Below are 21,646 nucleotides of genomic sequence, written 5' to 3' on the forward strand. Positions count from 1 at the left end.
CGAAAATCATGAGCGCGTTTTACCGAGAGAAGGTTCTTTCCGTCCAGCACTGGACCGACACGCTGTTCAGCTTCCGCGCCACGCGCGATACCGGCTTCCGCTTCCAGAACGGCCAGTTCGCCATGATCGGCCTCGAAGTCGACGGCCGTCCGCTGCTGCGCGCCTACAGCATGGCCAGCGCCAACCACGAGGAAGAGCTCGAGTTCTTCTCGATCAAGGTTCAGGACGGCCCGCTGACCTCGCGCCTGCAGAAGATCAAGGAAGGCGACACCATCCTGGTCGGCCGCAAGGCGACCGGCACGCTGATCACCGACAACCTCCTTCCCGGCAAGCGGCTGATGCTGCTCTCGACCGGCACGGGCCTCGCGCCGTTCGCGAGCCTGATCAAGGACCCCGAGGTCTACGAGCAGTTCGAGTCCATCGTGCTGGTGCACGGCTGCCGCCAGGTCTCCGAACTCGCCTATGGCGAGAAGCTGGTCGCGACCTTGCGCGAGGACGAGCTGTTCGGCGAGCTGCTCGCAGACAAGCTCGTGTACTATCCGACCGTGACCCGCGAGCCGTTCAAGAACCGCGGCCGCATCACCGACCTCATCAGCTCCGAGCAGATCTTCAACGACATCGGGCAGGGCCCGCTCGACATCGCAACCGATCGCATCATGATGTGCGGCAGCCCGGCGATGCTGGAAGAGCTGAAGGTGATGTTCGAGAGCCGCGACTTCATCGAAGGCAGCGGCAACAAGCCCGGCCATTTCGTCATCGAGAAGGCGTTCGTCGAGCGGTAAGTTCTGTCGAAGAAGTGGCGTGATCGCGCGCCACATCCGACTCGTCATCCCGGACAAGCGCGCTCAAAGCGCGCGCCGATCCGGGATCCATACCCACAGGCCGGGGTTATGCGATAGTTCGGAGTGACAGCTTTCCCTCACCACGCAATCCTGTGGTTATGGATCCCGGGTCTGCGCTGACGCTTGCCCGGGACGACAGCTGAATGCGTGGAGGCGCGTGTGGGCCCCATTGGCGACCGATCGGGGCGTCGCTCAGGATCGCTCACCATCCCCAGCCCCTTGCTGCACCGCAACACCCGCCCATCGGGCTGATTGATTTGTCTCGGCCGAATTCGCTAGCCTGAAACAAGGGCCGCGTCATATCCGTATGACAGGCGAAGGCGTATCGTACCGCCTCATGCTGGCGAGAGGATAGGAATCGTGGCCGACGACAACAAGACGCAGCAATCCCCCAAACGCCTGCCGCTGGCGGAAGAGGGGATCATGGAAACCCTGCTGCTGCCCTTCTCGCCCCGCTTCATCGTGCTGACGATCTGCGCGGTCGTCACCGCGCTCCTGATCGGTATCGGCATCGTCGACAGCAAGATCTTCGACATCCTGCTGGTGCCGATCCTGATCTTCGGCGCGCTGACGCTGCTCGGCGTCCGCGATCTCCTGCAGAAGAGCCACGCGGTGCTGCGCAACTACCCTATCTCGGCGCATATCCGCTTTCTGCTCGAAGAGATCCGCCCCGAGATGCGGCAATATTTCTTCGAGAGCGAGAAGGACGGCATGCCGTTCTCGCGCGACACCCGCGCGGTGGTCTATCAGCGCGCCAAGATGGAGCTCGACAAGCGTCCGTTCGGCACCCAGGAGGACGTCTACCGCGAGGGCTACGAGTGGATGCACCACTCGGTCGCGCCGAAGACGCATGCGCCGGAGAAATTCCGCATCACCGTCGGCGGTCCCGATTGCACCAAGCCCTATTCGGCCTCGGTGTTCAACATCTCCGCGATGAGCTTCGGCGCGCTCAGCCCCAACGCGGTGCGGGCGCTCAATGCCGGCGCGAAGAAGGGCGGCTTCGCGCACGACACCGGCGAGGGCGGCGTCAGCCCCTACCATCGCGAGATGGGCGGCGACATCATCTGGGAGATCGGCTCCGGCTATTTCGGCTGCCGTCATCTCGACGGCAGCTTCGATCCCGAAGCGTTCGCGCGCGTCGCCTGCGACGACCAGATCAAGATGGTCGAGCTCAAGGTCAGCCAGGGCGCCAAGCCCGGCCATGGCGGCGTGCTGCCGGCGGCAAAGGTCTCGGAGGAGATCTCCAAGATCCGCGGCGTCGCGATGGGCGAGGACTGCATCTCGCCGGCCTCGCACCGCGCGTTCTCCACCCCGGCCGGCATGATGCAGTTCATCGCCGAGATGCGCCGCCTCTCGGGCGGCAAGCCGGCCGGCTTCAAGCTCTGCATCGGCCATCCCTGGGAATTCCTGGCGATCTGCAAGGCGATGCTCGAGACCGGCATCTATCCGGATTTCATCGTCGTCGACGGCAATGAAGGCGGCACCGGTGCGGCGCCGCTGGAATTCATGGATCACTTGGGCACGCCGATGCGCGAGGGCGTCAATTTCGTTCACAACGCGCTGATCGGCATCAATGCGCGCGACCGCATCAAGATCGGCGCCTCCGGCAAGATCGCCACCGCCTTCGACATGGCGCGCGCCATGGCGATCGGCGCCGACTATTGCAACTCGGCGCGCGGCTTCATGTTCTCGCTCGGCTGCATCCAGTCGCTGAGCTGCCACACCGACCGCTGTCCGACCGGGGTGGCAACGCAGGACCCGACGCGCGCGCGCGCGCTCTATGTGCCGCTCAAGATCGACCGCGTGCACAATTATCACCACGCGACGCTGCATTCGCTGACCGAGCTGATCGCCGCCGCCGGCCTCGATCATCCGCAGCAGCTGCGCCCGATCCATTTCAGCCAACGGACTTCGACGACGCAGGTGAGATCCTTTGCTCAGCTCTATCCGGCGCTGCGTCCGGGCGAGCTGCTCGAAGGCACCGCGGACCCGCGTTTCAGCGACGCCTGGCGGATGGCACGCGCGGACACGTTCCAGCCGGCGCTGTAGCGGCAGCGCCCCACCGCGCTACCGGCCTGCGCAAGGCGAGAGCGGAGCGGGCTTTTAACGGTTGGTTCAACTTTGGGTGTAAATTATGCCCATGGACGAACGGCGCAACAAGGCAAGGCATCGCGTGCTGAAAGCCGGAACCATCGAGTTCGGCGGCGGCGCGATCGATTGCACCGTCCGCAACCTGTCCGACACCGGCGCCGCGCTCGACGTCACCAGCCCACTCGGCATTCCCGAGCATTTCACCCTGTTCGTTCCGGCGGACGCAACGCATCGCGCTTGCAGGGTGGTCTGGCGCAAGGAGAAGCGGATCGGCGTGAGATTCGGGTGAGTGGGTGCGGAGCGCGCCGCAATCTCCGGTGTCGTCCCGGACGAGCGCGCTTGTCCGGGACGACAGCGGAGATTGAGGTTCGCGCTTTGGCTCAATTCACCCCGTCTCGACCTCGCTCAGCCGGCTCGCCAAGATCTTGTCGATCCTCCGCCCGTCGAGATCGACCACCTCGATGTGCCAGCCGCCGAAGTCGAAGGCATCGCCAGTGTTCGGCAGCGCGTTGAATTGTTGCAGCACGAGGCCCGCCACCGTGTTGTAGCGGTGCGGCGGCAATTCGACGCCGAGCAAATCGCCGAACTCGTCGACCGGCATCCAGCCGGAGATCAGGAACGAATCGTCCGCGCGCCTGACATAGGCCGGCTCCGGCGGTCCCGCTTCGGAATGGAAGGCGCCGACGATCGACTCGAGGATGTCGGTGGCCGTCACCATGCCCTCGAAGCCACCGTATTCGTCGTAGACGAAACCGACATGAACCGGAGCGGTCCTCAGAATGGTCAGCACGTCGCGCGCATCCGCCGACGCCGGGATGCCGGGCGCCTCGCGCACCAGCGCGCGCAGGTCGGGGTTGCGTTCGTTCATATAGGCGACCAGCAGATCCTTGGCCTGGAGCACGCCGATCGGCTTGTCGCGGTCGCCGTCGGAGACGGGAAAGCGCGAGTGCGGGCTCCTGGCGACGATCTCGCGAATCTCCTCAGGCGGGGCGTTCAGGTCGATCTCGTCGACCTCCGTGCGCGGCGTCATGACCGCGCCGACCGGCCGGTCGCCGAGCCGCATCACGCCGGCGATCATCTCCTTCTCGCCGGGCTCGAGCACGCCTGCACTCTCGGCCTCGCTGACAAGATGATGGATCTCGTCCTCGGAGACCTTCTCCTCGGCCTTGCCGCCGCGGCCGAGCAAAGTGAGGATCAGCTTGCCGGAGACGTCGAGCAGAAAGACCAGCGGCAGCGAGACCTTCGCGAGCACGTGCATGGCCGGCGCGACCCTCACCGCGATGCTTTCGGGGTCGCGCAGCGCCACCTGTTTCGGCACCAGCTCGCCGACGATCAGGGTGGCGTAAGTGATGAGCGTGACGACGAGGCCGACGCCGACGATGTCGGCAAGGCCGGGGGACAGGCCGAGCTCGAGCAGCCATTGCGTCAGCCGCTGTCCGAGCGTCGCGCCCGAGAACGCCCCGGAGAGCACCCCGACCAGCGTGATGCCGATCTGCACCGTCGAGAGGAATTTGCCGGGATCGGCCGCCAGCGTCAGCGCCCGCTCGGCTCCGCGCACGCCCTTGGCCGCGAGCAGCGACAGCCGCGCCGGACGCGACGAGACCACGGCCAGCTCGGACATGGACAGGAGGCCGTTGATCACGATCAGGACGACGACGATGACGAGTTCGACCGAGAGCATTCAGGTTCCGAGGTAACGGAGTGCGGCCAGAGCAGCGGCACCTGCCTTGATATAGGTATTCGGAGCGGAAATGCCGGCAATTTCGCCACATCTGGCCGACGGAACCCGTGCGCGACAACGTTACCGAAGCGTCCTTGACGACCCGATACTCCGCGGAACTACGGATTGATGCTTAACCGCCCCTTCATGGCCGGCAGCTAGATTTTCGACATTGCAGAAATATATTCGGGGAACTCCAAGATGCGGATCGGGAAACTTTTTGCGCTGTCGATGCTGACGGTGACGGTCTTTGCGGTCGTCCTCGGCGCCGAGGTGCTGATCCCCCAGACGCGCATCTTCACGAACCGCTCCGACGCGATCAAGACGGTCGACGCCTTCGGTGCGATGTTGACCGTCAGCCAGCATATCGCCGGGTTTCGTGCGCCCTATATCGGTCCGCTCTTCCAGGAAGCCGCTGCGACGCCGGCCCAGAGCGAAGCTGCCGGGAAGGCCGCCAAAACGGCCGATGCCGGATTCGAGGCGGCAAGGCGCGCCATCATGGTGCTCGATGACAGCGCAGCGATGATCGACATTCTGGATCGCACCGCCCGACGGCTCAAGGATATCTACACGGCGGCAGATCGCGCGATGAGCGTTCCCCTGGCGGCGCGCGACAGCGCTGTGGTCAAGGGCTTCCTGCCCGCCGTTGCCGAGGTCCTCAGCAATATCGAGCCGGTCATGAACCAGCTCGAAGGGCAGGTCGTCAACGCCGATTCCTCGCTTGCGGCGCTCTTGAGCCTGGCGCGAACGGCGCAGGATCTGCGTGTCTCGGCCGGCAGCCGCGCCGCCACCTTGTCACCGGCTCTGTCCACACGCCGTCCGCTGGTGGCCGCCGAAATCTCGTTGATGGACCGCATGCAGGGACGTGTCGAAGCCGACCGCGAGCGCATCGAGGCCGGCATGCAGCAGCTCGGCAATCCGCCCCGGATCGCCACCGCGCTGAAGGCGGCGACGGAGTCCTATTTCGGAAAAGCAGCCCCGATCGTGGAGCAGGCGATGCCTGCGGCCCGCAGCGACGGCAAGTATGGCGTCAACGCCGAGGAGCTGGCGAAGGTGATCGTCCCCGCCATCCAGATGTTCTACGGCGTGCGCGACGCCGCGCTGGCCGAAGCGGCCGAGCGCGCCACGGCTGCGCGCAACGGCGCCCTGGCGATGCTCGCGCTGGCGGGCGTCGCGGTGCTGGCTTTGCTCGGAACGCTCGGTGGCGTGACCATGATGCTGCGCAAGCGCGTGGTGGCACCGCTCGGCCGGATCGCGGACGTGATCGGAACGCTCGCCGCCGGACAGCACGAGGTCGAGATTCCCACGACCGGCCGCGACGACGAGATCGGCCGGGTGGCGGGCTCGCTCCAGCACTTCAAGGATTCGCTGCTCGCCAAGAAAGCCGCCGACGAGGCCGCTGCGGTCGAGGCCGAGGCGAAGCTGCGGCGCAGCCAGCGCATGGACCAGATCGCGCGCGAGTTCGAAGCCATGATCGGCGACGTCATCAACACGGTGTCGTCGGCCTCGTCCGAGCTGGAAGTGTCCGCGGGCACGCTGACGAGCACCGCCGACCAATCGGAGAAGGTCACCGCAACCGTCGCGGCCGCCTCCGAGCAGGCTTCCACCAACGTGCAGACCGTTGCCGCGGCGGCCGAGGAGATGGCCTCGTCGGTCGACGAGATCAGCCGCCAGGTGCAGGATTCCGCGCGCATTGCCGGCGAGGCGGTGCAGCAGGCGGGGCGGACCAACGACCATGTCGGCGAGCTCGCCAAGGCTGCAGGGCGGATCGGAGATGTCGTCGAGCTCATCAGCCAGATCGCGGGCCAGACCAATCTTCTCGCCCTCAACGCCACCATCGAGGCGGCGCGGGCCGGCGAGGCCGGGCGCGGCTTCGCCGTCGTCGCCTCCGAGGTCAAGGCGCTCGCCGAGCAGACCGCCAAGGCCACCGGCGAGATCAGCCAGCAGATCTCGGGTATCCAGACCGCGACGGAGGAATCCGTCGGCGCCATCAAGGCGATCGGCGACACCATCACCCGCATGTCGGAGATCGCCTCCGCGATCGCCTCGGCGGTCGAGGAGCAGGGCGCGGCGACGCGGGAGATTTCCCGCAACGTGCAGCAGGCCGCGCGCGGCACCCAGCAGGTCTCCGCCAGCATCGTCGACGTGCAGCGCGGCGCAAGCCAGACCGGCTCGGCGTCCGCCAACGTGCTCACGTCAGCGAGATCGCTGTCCGGCGAGAGCAGCCGTCTCAAGGTCGAGGTCGGCAAATTCCTGGACGCGATCCGGGCGGCGTAGGCAGGGTCAAACACCCTCGCCGGGATTCTCCAGGCTGAACGTCTCGGACTGCTCGTCATAGGCGAACAGCTCGGCGTAGCGTCCCCAGGACACGACCGTCTTCAGCGTCTCGTCCGCGTAGTCCTCGGACATGTAGTCCTCGAGCTCGTTGCGGAAACGCGCGGCCGGTGCGGTGTGCGAGGGACGTTCGTCGAGCACGCGGCGGATCAGTCCGATGACCGGCACGTAGGAAACCAGATGCTCCGCGAACAATCGCTTGCGTGCGTCGGTCTCGAGATGGGCGAAGCGCCGGCCGGCATCGGTGAGCATCAAATCGCCCTCGCTGAGCTGAGCAAAGCGCAGCAGCTGCAAGGACTCGCCGAGATGCAGGATCTCGTCGGCCTCGAACTGGAGCTGGCTTGCGAGCACGGGCAGGTCGGCGTGCCCGTGATAGGGTGGGCTCGCCAGGGCCTCGATCAGTCCGGACAATACGTTCGACGACACGTGGTGCAACGCCATGCCGACGCCGGTGCCCGGGATCCCCTCATGGGAAGGCATTTTGGGCTCGGCGCGCTGGGTCATGCGCGCGTAGATGCTGTCGACGAGCTGCCGGAAATAGGGATCGAGCCGGTTGCGCGGATGCGGCATGTCGACCTTGATCTCGGCGGCGACGCGGCCCGGATTGGACGAGAACACCAGGATGCGGTCGCACATCAGAACCGCTTCCTCGATATTGTGCGTCACCATCAGGACCGACTTGATCGGCAACCGGCCTTCGGTCCAGAGGTCGATCACATCTGTGCGCAGCGTCTCGGCGGTGAGGACGTCGAGTGCGGAGAATGGCTCGTCCATCAGCAAGAGGTCGGGATGGACGACCAGCGCACGGGCAAAACCGACGCGCTGGCGCATGCCGCCCGACAGTTCCTTGGGGTAGGCGGATTCGAAGCCGTCGAGGCCGATCAGGTCGATCGCGGCGAGCGCGCGCTTGCGCCGCACGGTGGTCTCGATGCCAAGTGCCTCCAGTCCGAGCTCGACGTTCTGCAGCACCGTCAACCAGGGAAACAGCGCGAACGACTGAAATACCATGGCGATCCCGTTCGGCGGACCGACGATGGTGTCGCCGCGGCAGGTCGCGCTGCCCGAGGAGGGCGTGACGAGGCCCGCGATGATCCGCAGCAAGGTGGACTTGCCGGATCCGGAGCGGCCGAGCAGGCCGACGATCTCGCCCGATCGGATCGTGAGGTCGACCCCGTCCAGCACCAGCAGCTGCTCGCCGCTGCCCTTCGGAAACGAGCGGGAGAGGTTCCGGATGTCGATGAGGGCGGATGGCTCTACCTGGTCAAGCATGGATTCCTCCTCATCAGCCGAGGCGAAGGCGGCGCTCGCCGAAGGCATAGAGTGGCCGCCAGAGCAGGCGATTGAACAGCGTCACCATGATACACATCGCGGCGATGCCGAGCACGACCCGCGGAAAGTCGCCGGCCTCCGTTGCCGTGGCGATATAGGCTCCCAATCCGGTGGCCTGCAAATGCGTGTCGCCCCAGCTGGCGACCTCCGCGACGATGGACGCGTTCCATGAGCCGCCGGACGCCGTGATCGCGCCGGTGATATAATAGGGAAAAATGCCGGGCAGGATCACCTTGAACCACCAGCGCCATCCGCCGAGATGGAAGCTGCTCGCGGCCTCGCGCAAATCGCCTGGAAAGGCGCTCGCACCCGCGATCACGTTGAACAGGATGTACCACTGCGTGCCCAGGATCATCAGCGGGCTCAGCCAGACATTGGCGCTCAACCCGTAGTGGACGATGAGAGAGACGAAGACCGGAAAGGCGAGGTTGGCCGGGAACGCGGCGAAGAACTGCGCAAGCGGCTGCACACGCTCGGCAAGCTTTGGACGAAGTCCGATCCACACGCCCACGGGCACCCAGATCAGCGTGGCGAGGCTGATCAGCACGACCACGCGCAACAGCGTGATGAGCCCGCTGCCGATGACGACGAGAACGTCGGACATTCCGAGACTGGCCGAGAGGTAGCGATAGGTCAGCCAGGCGGCATAGGCCGTGCCGGCGAGGACCAGGGCGATCCACAGCGTGTCGACGAGGCGGGACGGACGGCCCTTGCCGCTTCCCGCAGGAGACAGTGTCGGCAGCGGGACGCGCAAATTCGAGACCATCCTGTTCGCCGCCGCGAAGGGGCGCGTGAGGGCGCGCAGCGCCCGGGTGCGACGGAACAGGTCGAGCATCCAGGAGGTCGGCGCGTCGCCGGAGGCGGTTTGCTCGAACCGGAACTTGTCCGCCCAGGCGACGATCGGGCGAAACAGCAGCTGATCATAGGCGATGATCACGAGCAGCATGGCGAGGATGGCAAAGAGGATTGCGGACAGGTTCTGCTGCTGGATGGCCAGCGCGACGTAGGAGCCGACACCCGGCAGCGTCACCGTGGTGTTGCCGACGGTGATCGCCTCCGAGGCCACCACGAAGAACCAGCCGCCCGACATCGACATCATCGCGTTCCAGATCAGGCCCGGCATCGCGAAGGGCACGTCGAGGCGCCAGAAGCGCTGCCAGCCGGAGAGGTGGAAGCTGCGCGTGGCCTCCTCGAGGTCCTTCGGCACGTTGCGCATCGACTGGTACATGCTGAAGGTCATGTTCCAGGCCTGGCTGGTGAAGATCGCAAACACGGACGCGAGCTCGGCGCCCAGTACCTGGCCCGGAAACAGGTTCATGAAGAACACGACGGTGAATGTCAGAAAACCCAGGATCGGCACCGATTGCAGGATGTCGAGCAGCGGGATCAACACCATCTCGGCGCGCCGGCTCTTGGCGGCGATCGCCGCATAGACGAAGGTGAAGACGGTGGAGCAGACGATCGCGAGCAGCATCCGCAACGTCGTGCGCAGCGCATAAAGCGGCAGGTTCGACGGGTCGAGCGACACCGGCGTCAGCTCGAGCTCCGACAGCGGCGCCGTGGTCTGCTCGCCGCCATAGACGATCAGCACCAGTGCGCCGACCACCAGGATCAGTGCGGCGATGTCCCAGACATTGGGACGCAGCGCCTGCCCGATGGCGGCGCTGCGAAAATCCTGGAGCTTCATGCGGCCTGCCCTTCTGGAAGGTTGGGCTGAAGTGGTGGGGCTAGAACTCGGCGTGCAGGCGGCCCGAGAAGATCGAGACAGGCCCACGGTCGGCGTTATAGGCCGGGTTTGTGATGAACTGGTAATCGAACGTCATGGTCGTCCAGGAATTGAGCTTCCAGGCATAGTAGGCTTCGAGGATGCGTTCCGGGCTGTAGTTGAGCCGCCCGTCGCCGATCAGCAGGCCGGTGCCGCCGGCGGCGAGGAAATCGCGATGCGCGTCGGAGAGCCCGTTGACGGCGCCGCCGATGCCGATCGTATCGTCCGGCCGCCCCCAATGGCTGCCCTTGATCGACAGGCCGCCCGATACGCTGCGGTCGATGTCGGTGAAGGACAGGATCTGGTTCTGGCCGTCATTCCAGCTTGCGCGCGCGAACAGCCCGACGTCCTTGACGATCTGCTGCTCGAGGTTGACGTAGAAGCCGTATTTCGAACGGTCGCGCTGGTTGGCCATCGTGATGTCGTTGATGTCGAGCGCAGGGTTGGCAGCGGCGATCGCGACCACCTCGCGGTAATTGGCCGTGTTGCCGCTGTTGTAGAACGTGCCAAGCCGCAGCTTGCCGGGTTGGTCGAAGATCGAGTGGCGCTCTTCGAACTCGACGACGGCGCCGCCGGTCTTGAACACCAGCACGTCGCTGTTGGGCGCATCGGGGACCTGGAACAGGCCGGCGCGGACCGCCCAATCCTTCCGATTGAGCTCGACCACGGCGCCGCGGGTGTAGCCGGGCAAATCCGCGGGGAAGTCGTAAGCGGCCGACGACCACATCGCCCAGTTCATGAAGTCGGCGCGGGGATCCTTGGCGTAGGAATTGCCGTCGAAGAAATCGCCGACGGCGAAGCGGCCGACGATCAGCGTGACGCGGTCGATGTCACGCTTGCCCGCGAGCTGGTTCGGGGCGTCGGGCACTTCCTCCTGCTCGCCGCCGAGGCCAAAGGTCTGCCTGAAATAATAGCGTTGCGCGCGGATCCTCGGAAACGGCGCGCCGGCCTTCTGCGCCTCGCCGTTGGAGAAGCCGGCGAGGCCGAGCGTGCCGTTGATGCCGAAGCCCTGCGCCAGTTCGGGATTGAAGTAGAACTCGCCGCCGTCCCACAGCCGCGCGCCCAGGAAAGCCGTGGTCGTCCAGGTCGCCTGAAACTGGCCGCCGCCGGGAAGGCTCTGCGGGCTCGCATAGGGCGAGTGGATCGGGCCATAGCCTTGCGGCAGCACGGTGGTCTGGGCGTGGACGTTCCAGTCGCCGGACTCGGGCAGCTTCGTCTTGCCGTTGACCGGCGCCATCCAGGGCGTATCGCCGAAATGGTAGTTGAGGCCGAGCTTGAAGAGGTGAACGCGCGGCTCGACATTGACGTTGGCGAGACCGAATTCGCCGAGATCGTAGGTTCGGCGCGACAGCGCGACGTAGTCGTACTCGGCCTTCGCGGTCCAATTGCCGCTGACGGCGAATTCGAGACCGAGTCCCGCGGTCCAGCCGGTATGATATTTGCCGACCGGGAACAGCTCGGTGACGCCGTCGGCATCGTTGACATTGATATGGGTGTGCCCCCAGGCGAAACCGCCGGTGACGAAGGGCATGAAGCGATCGAAGGCATAGCCGATGCGGCCGCGCACGGTGCCGACATAATCGATCGTGGTGTTGAACGGAGCCGGGGCGCGCTGGTGCGCGGGAACATCGAGCGGGCCGGGAAACGTGGAGTCCGCTTCGATGCCGAGAACGACATTGTTCGCAAGCTGGCGATTGTAGCCGAGCTGGTACCCGCCGGTGAGGCCGGTGGCGGTGTGCGGCAAGGCCACGCCCTGCAAGGGCAGTGGGTTGGTGCCGGGTCCGAAGCTGGCGTCACCATAGCCGAAATGGCCGCCGACATAGAACCCGGTCCAGTCGTAGAGGGTCTTTGCCGCGCGTGCCTTCAGCGGCAGATCGGCCGCATGGGCTGTTACGGGAAAAGCCAGCACGCCTGAGGCTATCGCCGCGGCCGTCCGCAAGTACCTGTAGCGGTGATCTCTCAAAGTCAAAACGCACGCCCCAACGCGAATGTCATCCATCCACCGCGACATCCCTGCCGATTCGCGGCGGCCCTGTCACTAGGTCTTAGGCGCCCGCGCACCGCCGAGATGATCTCGGCTCGAGCCGGCTTCGTCCCAAGTTCCTGAACCCCGAGACAAACCTTATTGCGATTAATTCGCAATAGTAACTGATAAGGATTGCCACAGGGGATGGTTCGCACCGCTGTGTGACGAGGATGCAACAATTCCGGCGGCCCTAAAATGAATGACCCCGCCCGGGGGGACAGCCGGGCGGGGTCGGGGGCACGACACGGGGTGGATGAGGCGCCCGTGTCGGACGCAGGATCCACGTTAGATCGGCCTCAGGTACTCAAATCAGTAGCAGGTACGAACGCGGCCGACGTACTGGCCGAAGGCGTTGTACTGAGCGACCCAGCCGCAGCGGTGATAGCCGTGATAATAGGGGTCGTTGCTGACGGCGATCGCGGAGCCGACGACGGCGGCGGTGGCGATGCCGGCGCCCACACCCCAGACCCAGCCGGGCTGCTTGGCTTCGGCCTGCGAGGTGGTGGACAGCATGCTCCCGGTCAGGGCGAGCGTGGCGAGAGCGGCAGCGGCAAGCTTGGTCTTGATCGACATGAGAAACTCCATCCGGGGTTGAGGCGGTCCGTTGTGGCCCGCGTGCCCAGTTGGACGGAGGCTCCTCGCGTCCGGTTCGAATGCGGCAAATCCGCTGCCGGAGACGAGAGCTTTCGCGAATGATTCCAGCAGGATATTGGCTAGCCGAGGGGCCCCTTGGCGAGCCTGTTCACGTCGAAGTTATCGACCTCGCCGAGCAGCTCGCAAAAGGCGCGCGCGCCCTGCTCGAGCAGTTGCTCGCCTTTCGCCGGCTCAGCCAATGTCGCATTGCCGATCGCGCCGCTGGCGTTCAAATCCTGCGCCTGCCAGGCGAACGGTGCCGGCCGCTGCGTCGACAGCCAGCGATATTGCTTTTCCAGTGCGATGCTGCTCGCGGCAAAATCGGCGATCGCGGCTTGACGCACCTGATCGGGATAGCGCGCCAGCATGATCGAGGTCTCGATCGCGCCGCCATGAATGCCGTGGCGCACTTCCTCCGCCGGGAATAGCTTGTCGGCGCCTGACAGCCGCGACCACGACGTCGTCACCACGAACAGTTTTTGATGCGCGCGAAGATCCTGTGCGACCAGCATCATCGCCGCGCTGTTGCCGCCATGGCTGGTGATGATGACGAGCTTCTTCACGCCGCGCCGCGCGATGTCTTCGCCGATCCCGGTCCATCGCTTCAGCGCGACCTCGGTCGGCAGCGTCTGCGTGCCCGGATAGTCGATATGCTCGGTGGAGATCCCGACCGGCTCAACGGGCAGGAACGTCGCTGGAACGCTGGCGGGCAACAGCTCGCGCGTGCGCGCCAGATAGGCGTCCGCGATCAGCACGTCGGTTGTGACAGGCAGATGCGGGCCGTGCTGCTCGGTCGCCGCCAGCGGCAGCACCGCGATCCAGCGCGCCGTCTCCGTAGCGGGCGCATCGGCCCAGCGGATCTCGGTCCAGTCGCGGGACGGCGTCATCAAGGTTTCTTTGCCCGAATTTGTCACGTAATTTGGGTTATCAGGGGGATGCGGACCCGGCCGGCTCCCCGATGTCATGCGGTTCTATCGCGTTGCGTTCATATGGGCCAGACGCGATTGGGCTTTAGGCGAGCGACGGAGTGCCATTATGACCCACTTTCATCTGCGGCGAACGCTCACGGCGGGCCTCTTCGCCGCCCTCGTTTCTCTCGTGCCGGCGCGGGCCGAGACGCTCGACAAGGTCACTTTCGGCACCAACTGGGTCGCCGAGGCCGAGCATGGCGGCTTCTTCCAGGCGGTCGCCGACGGCACTTACAAGAAATACGGCCTCGACGTCACCATCGTCCCCGGCGGTCCCAACGAGAACAACCGGATGCTGCTGATCGCCGGCAAGATCGATTTCTTCATGGCCGCGAACACGCTGATGTCGTTCGACGCGGTCGCCAACAACGTCCCCGTCGTGACCATCGCCGCGATCTTCCAGAAAGACCCGCAGGTGATGCTGACGCAGCCGGATGTCAAGGTCAGCAAGATCGAGGATCTCAAGCCGCTGACGCTGTTCGTCTCCAAGGAGGGTATGGGCAGCTATTTCCAATGGCTGAAATCCGAATACGGCTTCAGCGAGAAGAACGTCCGCCCCTATAATTTCAATCCGCAGCCCTTCATCGCCAACCCCAAGAGCGCGATGCAGGGCTACGTCACTTCCGAGCCCTTTGCGGTCGAGAAGGCGGCGGGCTTCAAGCCCAACGTGCTGCTGCTGGCCGATTACGGCTTCAACACCTATTCGACCCTGATCGAGACCCGCCGCGACATCGTCGAGAAGAAGCCCGATCTGGTCCAGCGCTTCGTCGATGCCTCCATGATCGGCTGGTACAATTACATCTACCGCGACAATTCCGCCGGCAACGCCCTGATCAAGCAGCTCAATCCCGAGATGACCGACGATCTGCTCGCCTATTCCGTCGTCAAGATGAAGGAGCACGGCATCGTCGATTCCGGCGACTCCTTGAAGAACGGCATCGGCGCGATGAGCGACGAGCGTTACACCTCCTTCTTCAACAAGATGGTCAAGGCCGGCGTCGTGAAGGCAGATCTCGACTTCCGCAAATCCTATACGCTGCGCTTCGTCAACAAGGGCGTCGGCGTCGAGCTGCGTCCGAACAAGCCGTAGCGTATGTTGAGATTTGGCACGCCGGTGCGGCTCGGTCTCACCTCTCCCCGTTGGGGAAAGGTGAAGAGTGCTCGAAACGCGGCAGCCAGCAATCGATGACAGAGCGCTCGACCTCGCCCGCCGTCGAGGCGAGCCTGACGGCTCTCGCCGTCAGCCTGCGCGGCGTGACGAAGACCTACGACAACGGCGTCATGGCGCTCGGCCCGTTCGACCTCGCGGTGCGCAAGGGCGAGTTCATCTCGCTGCTGGGCCCGTCCGGCTGCGGCAAGTCGACGGTGCTGCGGCTGATCGCGCAGCTCAGCGCGCCGTCCTCCGGGATCGTGCGGGTGGCGCGCCACGAGGGCGAGCTGCAGCCGGGGCACGGCATCGGCTTCGTGTTCCAGGAGCCGACCCTGATGCCCTGGGCCAATGTGCGCGAGAACGTGCGGCTGCCGCTCAAGCTTGGCGGCGTAGCGAAGGCCGAGGGGCGCGCGCGTGCCGACGCCGTCCTGGACAGGGTCGGGCTCGCCGATTTCGCCGATGCGTTTCCGCGCGAGCTCTCCGGCGGCATGAAGATGCGGGTCTCGCTGGCGCGCGCGCTGGTCACCGATCCCGATATCCTGCTGATGGACGAGCCGTTCGCCGCGCTCGACGAGATCACGCGCTTTCGCCTCAACAATGATCTGCTCGCGCTGTGGCGGGCTCTCGGCAAGACCGTCATCTTCGTAACCCATTCGGTATTCGAATCCGTCTACCTGTCGCAGCGTGTGGTGGTGATGACGGCGCGGCCGGGCCGCATCCAGGCCGATATCCGCATCGAGACGGTCGAGCCGCGCGGCGAGGAATTTCGCACCTCGACCGCCTACGGCGACTACTGCCGCAAGGTCTCGGGCGCGCTGGCGCCGTCCTATTCGGGGCAGCCGCCGCTATGAGCGCCCAGCCCGGCATCGTCGCCAAGCCGCGAGGCGCGCAGCGCGCGCTGCGCCTGGTGCTTCCCGTCATCGTGTTCGCGGCCGGCCTCGTCGCCTGGGAACTGGTGGTCCGCCTCAAGGAGATCCCGCCTTACGTGCTGCCGGCGCCTTCCATCATCATCCTGACGCTGATCAAGGATTGGCAGGTGCTGTCGCAATCGCTGGCGACCACGCTGCTGACCACGCTCGAAGGTTTCCTCGCGGCCAGCATCGGCGGCATCGCGCTGGCGCTGTTGTTCAACCAGTCGAAATGGGTGGAATACTCGCTGTTCCCCTATGCGATCGTGCTCCAGGTCACGCCCGTCATCGCGATCGCGCCATTGTTGCTGATCTACCTGGAACAGCAGACCGCGGTCGTGGTCTGTGCCTTCATCGTCGCCTTTTTTCCGGTGCTGTCCAACACCACGCTCGGGCTCAATTCGGTCGATCGCAACCTCGCCGGCCTGTTCCAGCTCTATGGCGCATCAAAGCCGCAGACGCTGCGCTTCCTCAAGCTGCCGGCGGCGTTGCCCTACATTCTCGGGGGCTTGCGCATCGCGGGCGGCCTGTCGCTGATCGGCGCGGTCGTGGCCGAGATCGCGGCGGGAACGGCGGGCGCCGGCTCCGGGCTCGCCTACAGGATTGCGGAATCGGGCTATCGATTGAACATACCCCGCATGTTCGCAGCGCTGCTTTTGTTGTCGCTGGCCGGGATTGTCATCTATGGGGTGCTGGCGCTAGTTTCGCACCTCGTTTTACGGCGCTGGCATGAGAGCGCGCTTGGAAAGGAAAACTGATGGCTGCCGGTTCGATTTCGTCCGAAAAGATCGACCTTCTGATCTATGGGCCGGTGCGGCCGATCCTCGAGAACGGGTTTTCCGACCATTTCGTCGTGCACAAGGCCGAGACGCACGGCGACCTCGAACGGCTGACGCCGGCGATCCGCGAGAGGATCCGCGGCGTCGCCGTGACCTATCACACCGTCCGCGCCGACAGGGGTTCATTGTCGCAACTGCCCAAGATCGAGATGGTGGCGAGCTTCGGCGTCGGCTACGACCACATCGATGCCAAATACGCGGCCGAGCACAACATCATCGTCACCAACACGCCCGACGTGCTGACCGAGGAGGTCGCCGACGTCGCGATGGGCCTTCTGATCGGCACCTTGCGCGAGTTCATCAAGGCCGACCGCTATGTTCGCTCCGGGCTGTGGCAGACGCAGAACTACCCGCTCAGCGTCGGCTCGCTGCGCGACCGCAAGGTCGGCATCGTCGGCATGGGCCGGATCGGCCAGGCCATCGCGCGGCGGCTCGATGCCTCGCTGGTGCCGGTGGTCTATCACTCGCGCAACCCCTCCAAGGACGTCTCCTACAAGCACTATCCCGACCTGATCGAGATGGCGAAGGCGGTGGACACGCTGATGGTGATCGTGCCCGGCGGCGCCTCGACCAACAAGATGATCAATGCCGAGGTGCTGAAGGCGCTCGGCCCGCGCGGCGTTCTGATCAACGTCGCACGCGGCTCCGTGGTCGACGAGCCGGCGCTGGTGCAGGCGCTGAAATCGGGCACCATCCTCGCCGCAGGCCTCGACGTGTTCGCGGCCGAGCCGAACGTGCCGGACGAGCTCAAGGCCATGCAGAACGTCGTGCTGCTGCCGCATATCGGCTCGGCCTCGGTGGTGACGCGCAACGCGATGGACCAGCTCGTGGTCGACAACCTCAAATCCTGGTTCGCCGGCAAGGCGCCGTTGACGCCGGTGGCCGAGACGCCCTTCAGGGGGCGCTGATGACAGCTCTTCGGGCCGTCGCATTCGCCGTCGCGGCCTGCTTGGCCGCGATCGGCGCTGCACATGCGCAGGATGCGACGAGCCTGAAGAAGTCGATGCCCGGGCAGTGGGAGCTCTCGACCACCGAGCGCAGCAAGACCTGCGTCGTCACGATGAAGGGCGATACCGCAGGCCAGGGCTACAAGCTGGAGCTGGAGCCGGCGTGCAAGACCGCGCTGCCTTTCACCAAGAGCATCGTCGCCTGGAGCGTCAGGGGGCTCGACATCGTGCGCTTCCAGGACGCGACCGGTGAAGCCGTGATCGACTTCACCGAGGTCGAAGCCGGCATCTTCGAAGGCCTGCGCCAGGGCGAGGGTGTCTACATCCTGCAGGATCTCGCCGCGGCCCGCTCGATGGCCAAGTCGATGGACCAGATGATCGGCGACTGGGCGATGGTGCGCGGCAACGGCCAGCCGGTGTGCGGGCTGACGCTGACCAACACCGAGACGAGCCCCGACAATTTCCAGGTCTTCCTCAAGCCGAAATGCGACGCGGCGATCGCGCAGTTCAATCCGGCGCAATGGCGGCTCGAGCGCGGCCAGATCATCCTGATGTCGAAATCGGGCGATGTCTGGCAGTTCGAGGCCGACGACAACGCGCAATGGCGGCGCGTCCCCGACACCGCCGATCCCCTGATCATGCTGCGTCAGTAGCCGGCCCGACATTCGCCGCCGCCGAATGCCGCCGCGCGAAGGCGGAACCCGCAGACCGGGCATCTCGTTGACGGAAGAAGTGATTTCGTTGGGAGATACGGCATGGCCAAGCGCATTCTCGCGATCGGCATCGAACCGGGCAATGCGGATTACAGCGCATTTCCGCAGATCACGCCCGAACATGTCCGCGGCTACATCGAGGCCCAGCTGCTGCGTCTGCGCGGCCTCGGCTTCGAGGTCACGAGCTGCCTGATCGATCTCGATGCGACGGCCGAGGCCGCCGTGACCGCGGCCTTGCGCGACGAGCGCTTCGACTGCATCGTGATCGGCGCGGGGCTGCGCGAGCCGAAGGAGCGCCTCGTGCTGTTCGAGAAGGTGCTCAACCTCGTCCACCGCCTGGCGCCGGAGGCTGCGATCTGCTTCAACACCACGCCCGCCGACACGGTTGAGGCGGTGCAGCGCTGGGTCGAGCCGTGAGATTGAATTCGGCCGCCCGGCGGCGGGGCTGGGCCGGTTTCGATCCTTCGCCCCGGTACTGAATTCGAAATCTCGGCCAGCTTCGAACTTTGTCTCCCCCTCGCGTGACCAAAGACATAATGGTCAGAAGTCGATCGGGATTTGACATGAAATTCGCTGTCCTGGCTTTTTCGTGCCTTCTATTCCTCTCGATACCCGCCGATGCAGATGACGCCGGCACCTTCAATGCGATGGTGGCTTTGGCTGATCAAGGAGATGCCGAGGCGCAATACCATGTCGGCATGATGTATAATAACGGCATCGGCACACAGCAGGATCGCGGCCGAGCGTTCGAGTGGTTCCAGAAATCGGCTGCGGCCAACGATCCGCTGGGGGCCTACAAGCTTGGCTGTTATTTTGACGGGCAAGGCGCGGGTATCGTCGCAACCGATTTCGATCAAGCATTGAAATACAAACTCGTTGCCGCCAAGGCGGGTTATGCGCGCGCCCAGCATGACGTCGCTCTCATGTATGACCGACAAGGGAATTCGGAAGAAGCGCTGAAATGGTGGAAGATGGCAGGCGAGCAGGGGCTTCCCTCTGCCCTCTTCAGCCTGTCCCGTGCGTATTCTGCCGGAAAGGGAACGCCGAGAGATCTGTCCCTGTCGTATGCGTATTTCAAGCTCTCGCAGCTGGCGCCGGCAAAGAATGTGAATGAGATGGCTTCCATGCTATCCAAGCCGGAACGCGAGAGGGCCGACAAACTGGTGGCCGCCTGGGAGCCGCAACCGACCGCGCTGACGCTCAAGGCATTGAGCGGCATCAGGGCCGCAGATGAGCACCTGAGAGTCGCCAAGAGCCAGGCGCACTGATTGCACCGAAGCGCGATGGCTTAGTTTGATCGGTCGCCGCCGCGCTCGTTCCTGTACCGCTTGCGCGAGAGGCGGCGTCGGTCGCACGCTGACCAACATCTACGGATGTGCCGCGCTCTGATCGTCGCGCCCGGTCACTCAGCTTGGGCCGCGCCGAAAGGCCTGCTTTTTCGCTCGGTTTCCGCAGGTGCTCATCTCGCACCAGCGCCGGGACCCGTTCTTTGTTCGGTCAATGAACAGCCAGCGGCAGTCATCTGATGGACATTGCTTCAGGCGCGAGAGCTCATCGCTCCGAAGCAAATCAAGTGCAGACCAGGAGACGGCGCCGGCGATGGAGTCGATGCCCTGGAAACGCAGAGATACTGGACGTCCTGCCAGCGAGGCGGTGCGGAGCGCCTTCGCGGCATAGTCGCGGATGATGTCGAGCGCAGCTCGGGGAGACGGCTTGCCTGCCGCGATCGCCGAGCCAACCTCGCCGATGGCCAGGCGAAGATCGAGGATGCCCTTCATCAGCGCCTTGTGATCTGCGGGACGAACAGCGAAGTGGCCATCGGTCAGGCCGGCTGCTCTCGACCATGCCAGGATGTCCGCGGGCGTTACCAGATGGTCGATTTCCCGGTCTGTCCCGCGCCAGCTGATGGTGTTGGCAAGGTCGAGGGCGAGGTTACCTGCGACGCGATGCGGGAGTGACATTGGACACGCCTTGCTCGCCTCCGGCACGTCTGCTCATGATGCCTTCAGCGCAAATTCTGATCGTTGACGAGGATGCGGTGGATTTCGATTCGTTCGGGGAGTTCGATCAGGAGCTCGGCATCGCGATCGAGATGATGGACCTTGGTGGGGGCTCCCTTCGTGAAGGCGGTCATGGCCTCGATAGTAGGCCAGTATGAGATGGTCGTGAACCAGGTCTCCTCCTCGCGCTCCTCACGGAAAAGCTGGACTCCCAGCGCAACCTTTTGCAGCGGTGGAATGCCTTCGGCTCGGATATAGGCTTCATACGTGTCTGCGACATCCGGTCGGGTACGCCCCCGCCAGATTCGTGCAATGGTCGGCTTTGTCGGCATGACGATCTCCTTTCAGGCTCTGTCTCCACTCACGTTCAGGGCAAGGTCCGCGAAAGAAAGTCGCGAACGAGCGGCAGGGCTTGCTCGAAATGCGTCTCCAGCAACCAATGGCCGGCCTCCGCCAGGAGATGAACCTCCGCATCCGGCAGATCGCGCAGGTAAGCGCGCGCCGACGGCTCGGGCATGTAGCCGTCCTGCGGTCCCCACACGATCAACGTCGGCGGTTGCCGCTCGCGCAGATAGGATTGGTAGCGCGGAAACCATTCGAGATTCTGTTCCAGCTTTTCCATCAGTCCGATCGAAATCGCCCGGCGCGTCGGCGTGTCCATCAGCGGCCAATGCAGCTTCCAAAGATCGGGTGGCACGCGGGCGGCGTCCGCATCGGAGACCTCGCCGACGAACTCATGGCGGAATCCGTCCTCGCTCACCGCCTCCTCGAGCAGTCGGTGGTTTTCAGCCGACTTGTCCGCCCACCATGCCTTGATCGCCGCGTATTTTGGACCAAGGACGTCCGCATAGATGTCGCCGTTCTGAATGATCAGCGCTGCAATCCGGTCGGGTTTGGCGATGGCGTGCCGCAGGCCGATCTGCGAGCCGTAATCGTGCAGCCACAGCACGTAGCGTTTCAGCCGCAGCGCATCGGCGACATCGGCCAGCACGCCGGCATAGGCGTCGAAGTCGTAGCCGAATTCAGCGGGATCTGGCGTGTCACTGTAGCCGAAGCCCGGCCAGTCGAAAGCGACGGTGCGCCATCGGTCGGCCAGCGCCGGCATCAAGCGTCGGAACTGGAAGGAAGAACAGGGATAGCCGTGAGGCAGAAGCAGGACAGGGGCCTCGCTCGGGCCGGCCTCTCGCAAGAAGAGATTGTGCCCGTTGACAACCGCCCATCGATGGCTGACGCCGATATCAGACATGGATTCTCCGTCTCAGAAAGTACCGGTAAAACCCATTTAGCCGGTTCTCGTTCCCCGCCTTGCGGCGCGTTCGATCACGATCGGGTTTCCTCGCATGCGGAACCCCTTCCTGTTCCGCGCTGGTGTCTCGTTCGG

At 64.8% G+C, this 21,646-nt stretch carries 20 protein-coding genes; 11 read left to right on the plus strand and 9 right to left on the minus strand.

The window, feature by feature from the left end:
* The first annotated feature begins 8 nt into the window (after nt 1-8).
* From D6B98_RS32005 to D6B98_RS32015, 3 genes are all read left to right on the plus strand, one after another.
* Nucleotides 9-782, plus strand: coding sequence for a ferredoxin--NADP reductase (locus tag D6B98_RS32005; protein ID WP_126261010.1), 774 nt, complete (start codon nt 9-11; stop codon nt 780-782).
* Between the two features lie 420 nt (nt 783-1,202).
* Nucleotides 1,203-2,891 carry an FMN-binding glutamate synthase family protein gene (locus tag D6B98_RS32010; protein ID WP_502699955.1) on the plus strand — a complete coding sequence of 563 codons (1,689 nt, stop codon included), beginning with the start codon at nt 1,203-1,205 and terminating at the stop codon, nt 2,889-2,891.
* A gap of 91 nt (nt 2,892-2,982) precedes the next feature.
* Nucleotides 2,983-3,222: a PilZ domain-containing protein gene (locus D6B98_RS32015; protein ID WP_126261099.1), complete on the plus strand. Its 240-nt coding sequence runs from the start codon at nt 2,983-2,985 to the stop codon at nt 3,220-3,222.
* A 96-nt stretch (nt 3,223-3,318) separates the two neighbouring features.
* Here the strand turns inward: D6B98_RS32015 and D6B98_RS32020 are convergent, their stop codons facing one another.
* Nucleotides 3,319-4,614, minus strand: a complete 1,296-nt coding sequence (locus tag D6B98_RS32020) for a hemolysin family protein (protein WP_126261011.1) — start codon at nt 4,612-4,614, stop codon at nt 3,319-3,321.
* A 240-nt stretch (nt 4,615-4,854) separates the two neighbouring features.
* Between D6B98_RS32020 and D6B98_RS32025 the strand changes: the two genes are divergently transcribed.
* A complete protein-coding gene (locus D6B98_RS32025; RefSeq protein ID WP_126261012.1) occupies nt 4,855-6,930 on the plus strand; it encodes a methyl-accepting chemotaxis protein in 2,076 nt (691 codons plus the stop codon).
* A gap of 6 nt (nt 6,931-6,936) precedes the next feature.
* On the opposite strand, the gene D6B98_RS32030 is transcribed toward D6B98_RS32025, so the two are convergent.
* The 5 genes from D6B98_RS32030 to D6B98_RS32050 form a co-directional block, all read right to left on the minus strand.
* Nucleotides 6,937-8,256 (minus strand): ABC transporter ATP-binding protein, encoded by a 1,320-nt coding sequence (locus D6B98_RS32030; protein ID WP_126261013.1) that lies wholly within the window; start codon nt 8,254-8,256, stop codon nt 6,937-6,939.
* Between the two features lie 13 nt (nt 8,257-8,269).
* The gene (locus D6B98_RS32035) at nt 8,270-10,003 is read right to left on the minus strand and encodes an ABC transporter permease (protein WP_126261014.1); all 1,734 of its coding nucleotides are present in this window, start codon (nt 10,001-10,003) and stop codon (nt 8,270-8,272) included.
* Nucleotides 10,004-10,043: 40 nt separating this feature from the next.
* Nucleotides 10,044-12,080 carry a carbohydrate porin gene (locus tag D6B98_RS32040; RefSeq protein ID WP_126261015.1) on the minus strand — a complete coding sequence of 679 codons (2,037 nt, stop codon included), beginning with the start codon at nt 12,078-12,080 and terminating at the stop codon, nt 10,044-10,046.
* A 336-nt stretch (nt 12,081-12,416) separates the two neighbouring features.
* Nucleotides 12,417-12,680, minus strand: coding sequence for a hypothetical protein (locus D6B98_RS32045; protein WP_164719011.1), 264 nt, complete (start codon nt 12,678-12,680; stop codon nt 12,417-12,419).
* Nucleotides 12,681-12,820: 140 nt separating this feature from the next.
* Complete coding sequence (locus D6B98_RS32050) at nt 12,821-13,627, minus strand: creatininase family protein (RefSeq protein WP_126261017.1); 807 nt, start codon at nt 13,625-13,627, stop codon at nt 12,821-12,823.
* A gap of 148 nt (nt 13,628-13,775) precedes the next feature.
* On the opposite strand from D6B98_RS32050, the gene D6B98_RS32055 reads away from it, so the two are divergent.
* The 7 genes from D6B98_RS32055 (at nt 13,776) to D6B98_RS32085 (ending at nt 19,533) form a co-directional block, all read left to right on the plus strand.
* On the plus strand, nt 13,776-14,798 hold the full coding sequence (locus D6B98_RS32055) for an ABC transporter substrate-binding protein (RefSeq protein WP_126261018.1): 1,023 nt from the start codon (nt 13,776-13,778) through the stop codon (nt 14,796-14,798).
* Nucleotides 14,799-14,893: 95 nt separating this feature from the next.
* Nucleotides 14,894-15,709, plus strand: coding sequence for an ABC transporter ATP-binding protein (locus D6B98_RS32060; RefSeq protein ID WP_126261019.1), 816 nt, complete (start codon nt 14,894-14,896; stop codon nt 15,707-15,709).
* Complete coding sequence (locus D6B98_RS32065; RefSeq protein ID WP_126261020.1) at nt 15,706-16,524, plus strand: ABC transporter permease; 819 nt, start codon at nt 15,706-15,708, stop codon at nt 16,522-16,524. Before D6B98_RS32060 ends, D6B98_RS32065 begins: the two co-directional genes overlap by 4 nt.
* Nucleotides 16,524-17,513, plus strand: a complete 990-nt coding sequence (locus D6B98_RS32070) for a 2-hydroxyacid dehydrogenase (RefSeq protein WP_126261021.1) — start codon at nt 16,524-16,526, stop codon at nt 17,511-17,513. The genes D6B98_RS32065 and D6B98_RS32070 overlap by 1 nt, the downstream gene beginning before the upstream one ends.
* On the plus strand, nt 17,513-18,205 hold the full coding sequence (locus D6B98_RS32075; RefSeq protein WP_126261022.1) for an AprI/Inh family metalloprotease inhibitor: 693 nt from the start codon (nt 17,513-17,515) through the stop codon (nt 18,203-18,205). The genes D6B98_RS32070 and D6B98_RS32075 overlap by 1 nt, the downstream gene beginning before the upstream one ends.
* A gap of 102 nt (nt 18,206-18,307) precedes the next feature.
* Nucleotides 18,308-18,682 (plus strand): hypothetical protein, encoded by a 375-nt coding sequence (locus D6B98_RS32080; protein WP_126261023.1) that lies wholly within the window; start codon nt 18,308-18,310, stop codon nt 18,680-18,682.
* A gap of 146 nt (nt 18,683-18,828) precedes the next feature.
* Nucleotides 18,829-19,533, plus strand: coding sequence for a tetratricopeptide repeat protein (locus D6B98_RS32085; RefSeq protein WP_164719012.1), 705 nt, complete (start codon nt 18,829-18,831; stop codon nt 19,531-19,533).
* A 138-nt stretch (nt 19,534-19,671) separates the two neighbouring features.
* On the opposite strand, the gene D6B98_RS32090 is transcribed toward D6B98_RS32085, so the two are convergent.
* From D6B98_RS32090 to D6B98_RS32100, 3 genes are read right to left on the minus strand one after another with little or no spacing between them, the layout of a single operon-like run.
* Entirely contained in the window at nt 19,672-20,226 is a 555-nt protein-coding gene (locus D6B98_RS32090; protein WP_126261025.1) for a CGNR zinc finger domain-containing protein, read from the minus strand.
* Between the two features lie 44 nt (nt 20,227-20,270).
* Entirely contained in the window at nt 20,271-20,597 is a 327-nt protein-coding gene (locus tag D6B98_RS32095) for an antibiotic biosynthesis monooxygenase family protein (RefSeq protein WP_126261026.1), read from the minus strand.
* A gap of 35 nt (nt 20,598-20,632) precedes the next feature.
* Nucleotides 20,633-21,511 (minus strand): alpha/beta fold hydrolase, encoded by an 879-nt coding sequence (locus tag D6B98_RS32100; RefSeq protein ID WP_126261027.1) that lies wholly within the window; start codon nt 21,509-21,511, stop codon nt 20,633-20,635.
* Between the last annotated feature and the right edge of the window lie 135 nt (nt 21,512-21,646).

Origin of the sequence: Bradyrhizobium sp. LVM 105, assembly GCF_003957705.1 — a bacterium.
Lineage (GTDB): Bacteria > Pseudomonadota > Alphaproteobacteria > Rhizobiales > Xanthobacteraceae > Bradyrhizobium > Bradyrhizobium frederickii.

Bases quoted from the DNA above. Each gene is read 5' to 3' on its own strand.
- D6B98_RS32005 (WP_126261010.1), top strand. From the start codon at position 9: ATGAGCGCGTTTTACCGAGAGAAGGTTCTTTCCGTCCAGCACTGGACC.
- D6B98_RS32015 (WP_126261099.1), top strand. From the start codon at position 2,983: ATGGACGAACGGCGCAACAAGGCAAGGCATCGCGTGCTGAAAGCCGGA.
- D6B98_RS32020 (WP_126261011.1), bottom strand. From the start codon at position 4,614: ATGCTCTCGGTCGAACTCGTCATCGTCGTCGTCCTGATCGTGATCAAC.
- D6B98_RS32025 (WP_126261012.1), top strand. From the start codon at position 4,855: ATGCGGATCGGGAAACTTTTTGCGCTGTCGATGCTGACGGTGACGGTC.
- D6B98_RS32030 (WP_126261013.1), bottom strand. From the start codon at position 8,256: ATGCTTGACCAGGTAGAGCCATCCGCCCTCATCGACATCCGGAACCTC.
- D6B98_RS32035 (WP_126261014.1), bottom strand. From the start codon at position 10,003: ATGAAGCTCCAGGATTTTCGCAGCGCCGCCATCGGGCAGGCGCTGCGT.
- D6B98_RS32040 (WP_126261015.1), bottom strand. From the start codon at position 12,080: ATGGATGACATTCGCGTTGGGGCGTGCGTTTTGACTTTGAGAGATCAC.
- D6B98_RS32045 (WP_164719011.1), bottom strand. From the start codon at position 12,680: ATGTCGATCAAGACCAAGCTTGCCGCTGCCGCTCTCGCCACGCTCGCC.
- D6B98_RS32050 (WP_126261017.1), bottom strand. From the start codon at position 13,627: ATGACGCCGTCCCGCGACTGGACCGAGATCCGCTGGGCCGATGCGCCC.
- D6B98_RS32055 (WP_126261018.1), top strand. From the start codon at position 13,776: ATGACCCACTTTCATCTGCGGCGAACGCTCACGGCGGGCCTCTTCGCC.
- D6B98_RS32060 (WP_126261019.1), top strand. From the start codon at position 14,894: ATGACAGAGCGCTCGACCTCGCCCGCCGTCGAGGCGAGCCTGACGGCT.
- D6B98_RS32065 (WP_126261020.1), top strand. From the start codon at position 15,706: ATGAGCGCCCAGCCCGGCATCGTCGCCAAGCCGCGAGGCGCGCAGCGC.
- D6B98_RS32070 (WP_126261021.1), top strand. From the start codon at position 16,524: ATGGCTGCCGGTTCGATTTCGTCCGAAAAGATCGACCTTCTGATCTAT.
- D6B98_RS32075 (WP_126261022.1), top strand. From the start codon at position 17,513: ATGACAGCTCTTCGGGCCGTCGCATTCGCCGTCGCGGCCTGCTTGGCC.
- D6B98_RS32080 (WP_126261023.1), top strand. From the start codon at position 18,308: ATGGCCAAGCGCATTCTCGCGATCGGCATCGAACCGGGCAATGCGGAT.
- D6B98_RS32085 (WP_164719012.1), top strand. From the start codon at position 18,829: ATGAAATTCGCTGTCCTGGCTTTTTCGTGCCTTCTATTCCTCTCGATA.
- D6B98_RS32090 (WP_126261025.1), bottom strand. From the start codon at position 20,226: ATGTCACTCCCGCATCGCGTCGCAGGTAACCTCGCCCTCGACCTTGCC.
- D6B98_RS32095 (WP_126261026.1), bottom strand. From the start codon at position 20,597: ATGCCGACAAAGCCGACCATTGCACGAATCTGGCGGGGGCGTACCCGA.
- D6B98_RS32100 (WP_126261027.1), bottom strand. From the start codon at position 21,511: ATGTCTGATATCGGCGTCAGCCATCGATGGGCGGTTGTCAACGGGCAC.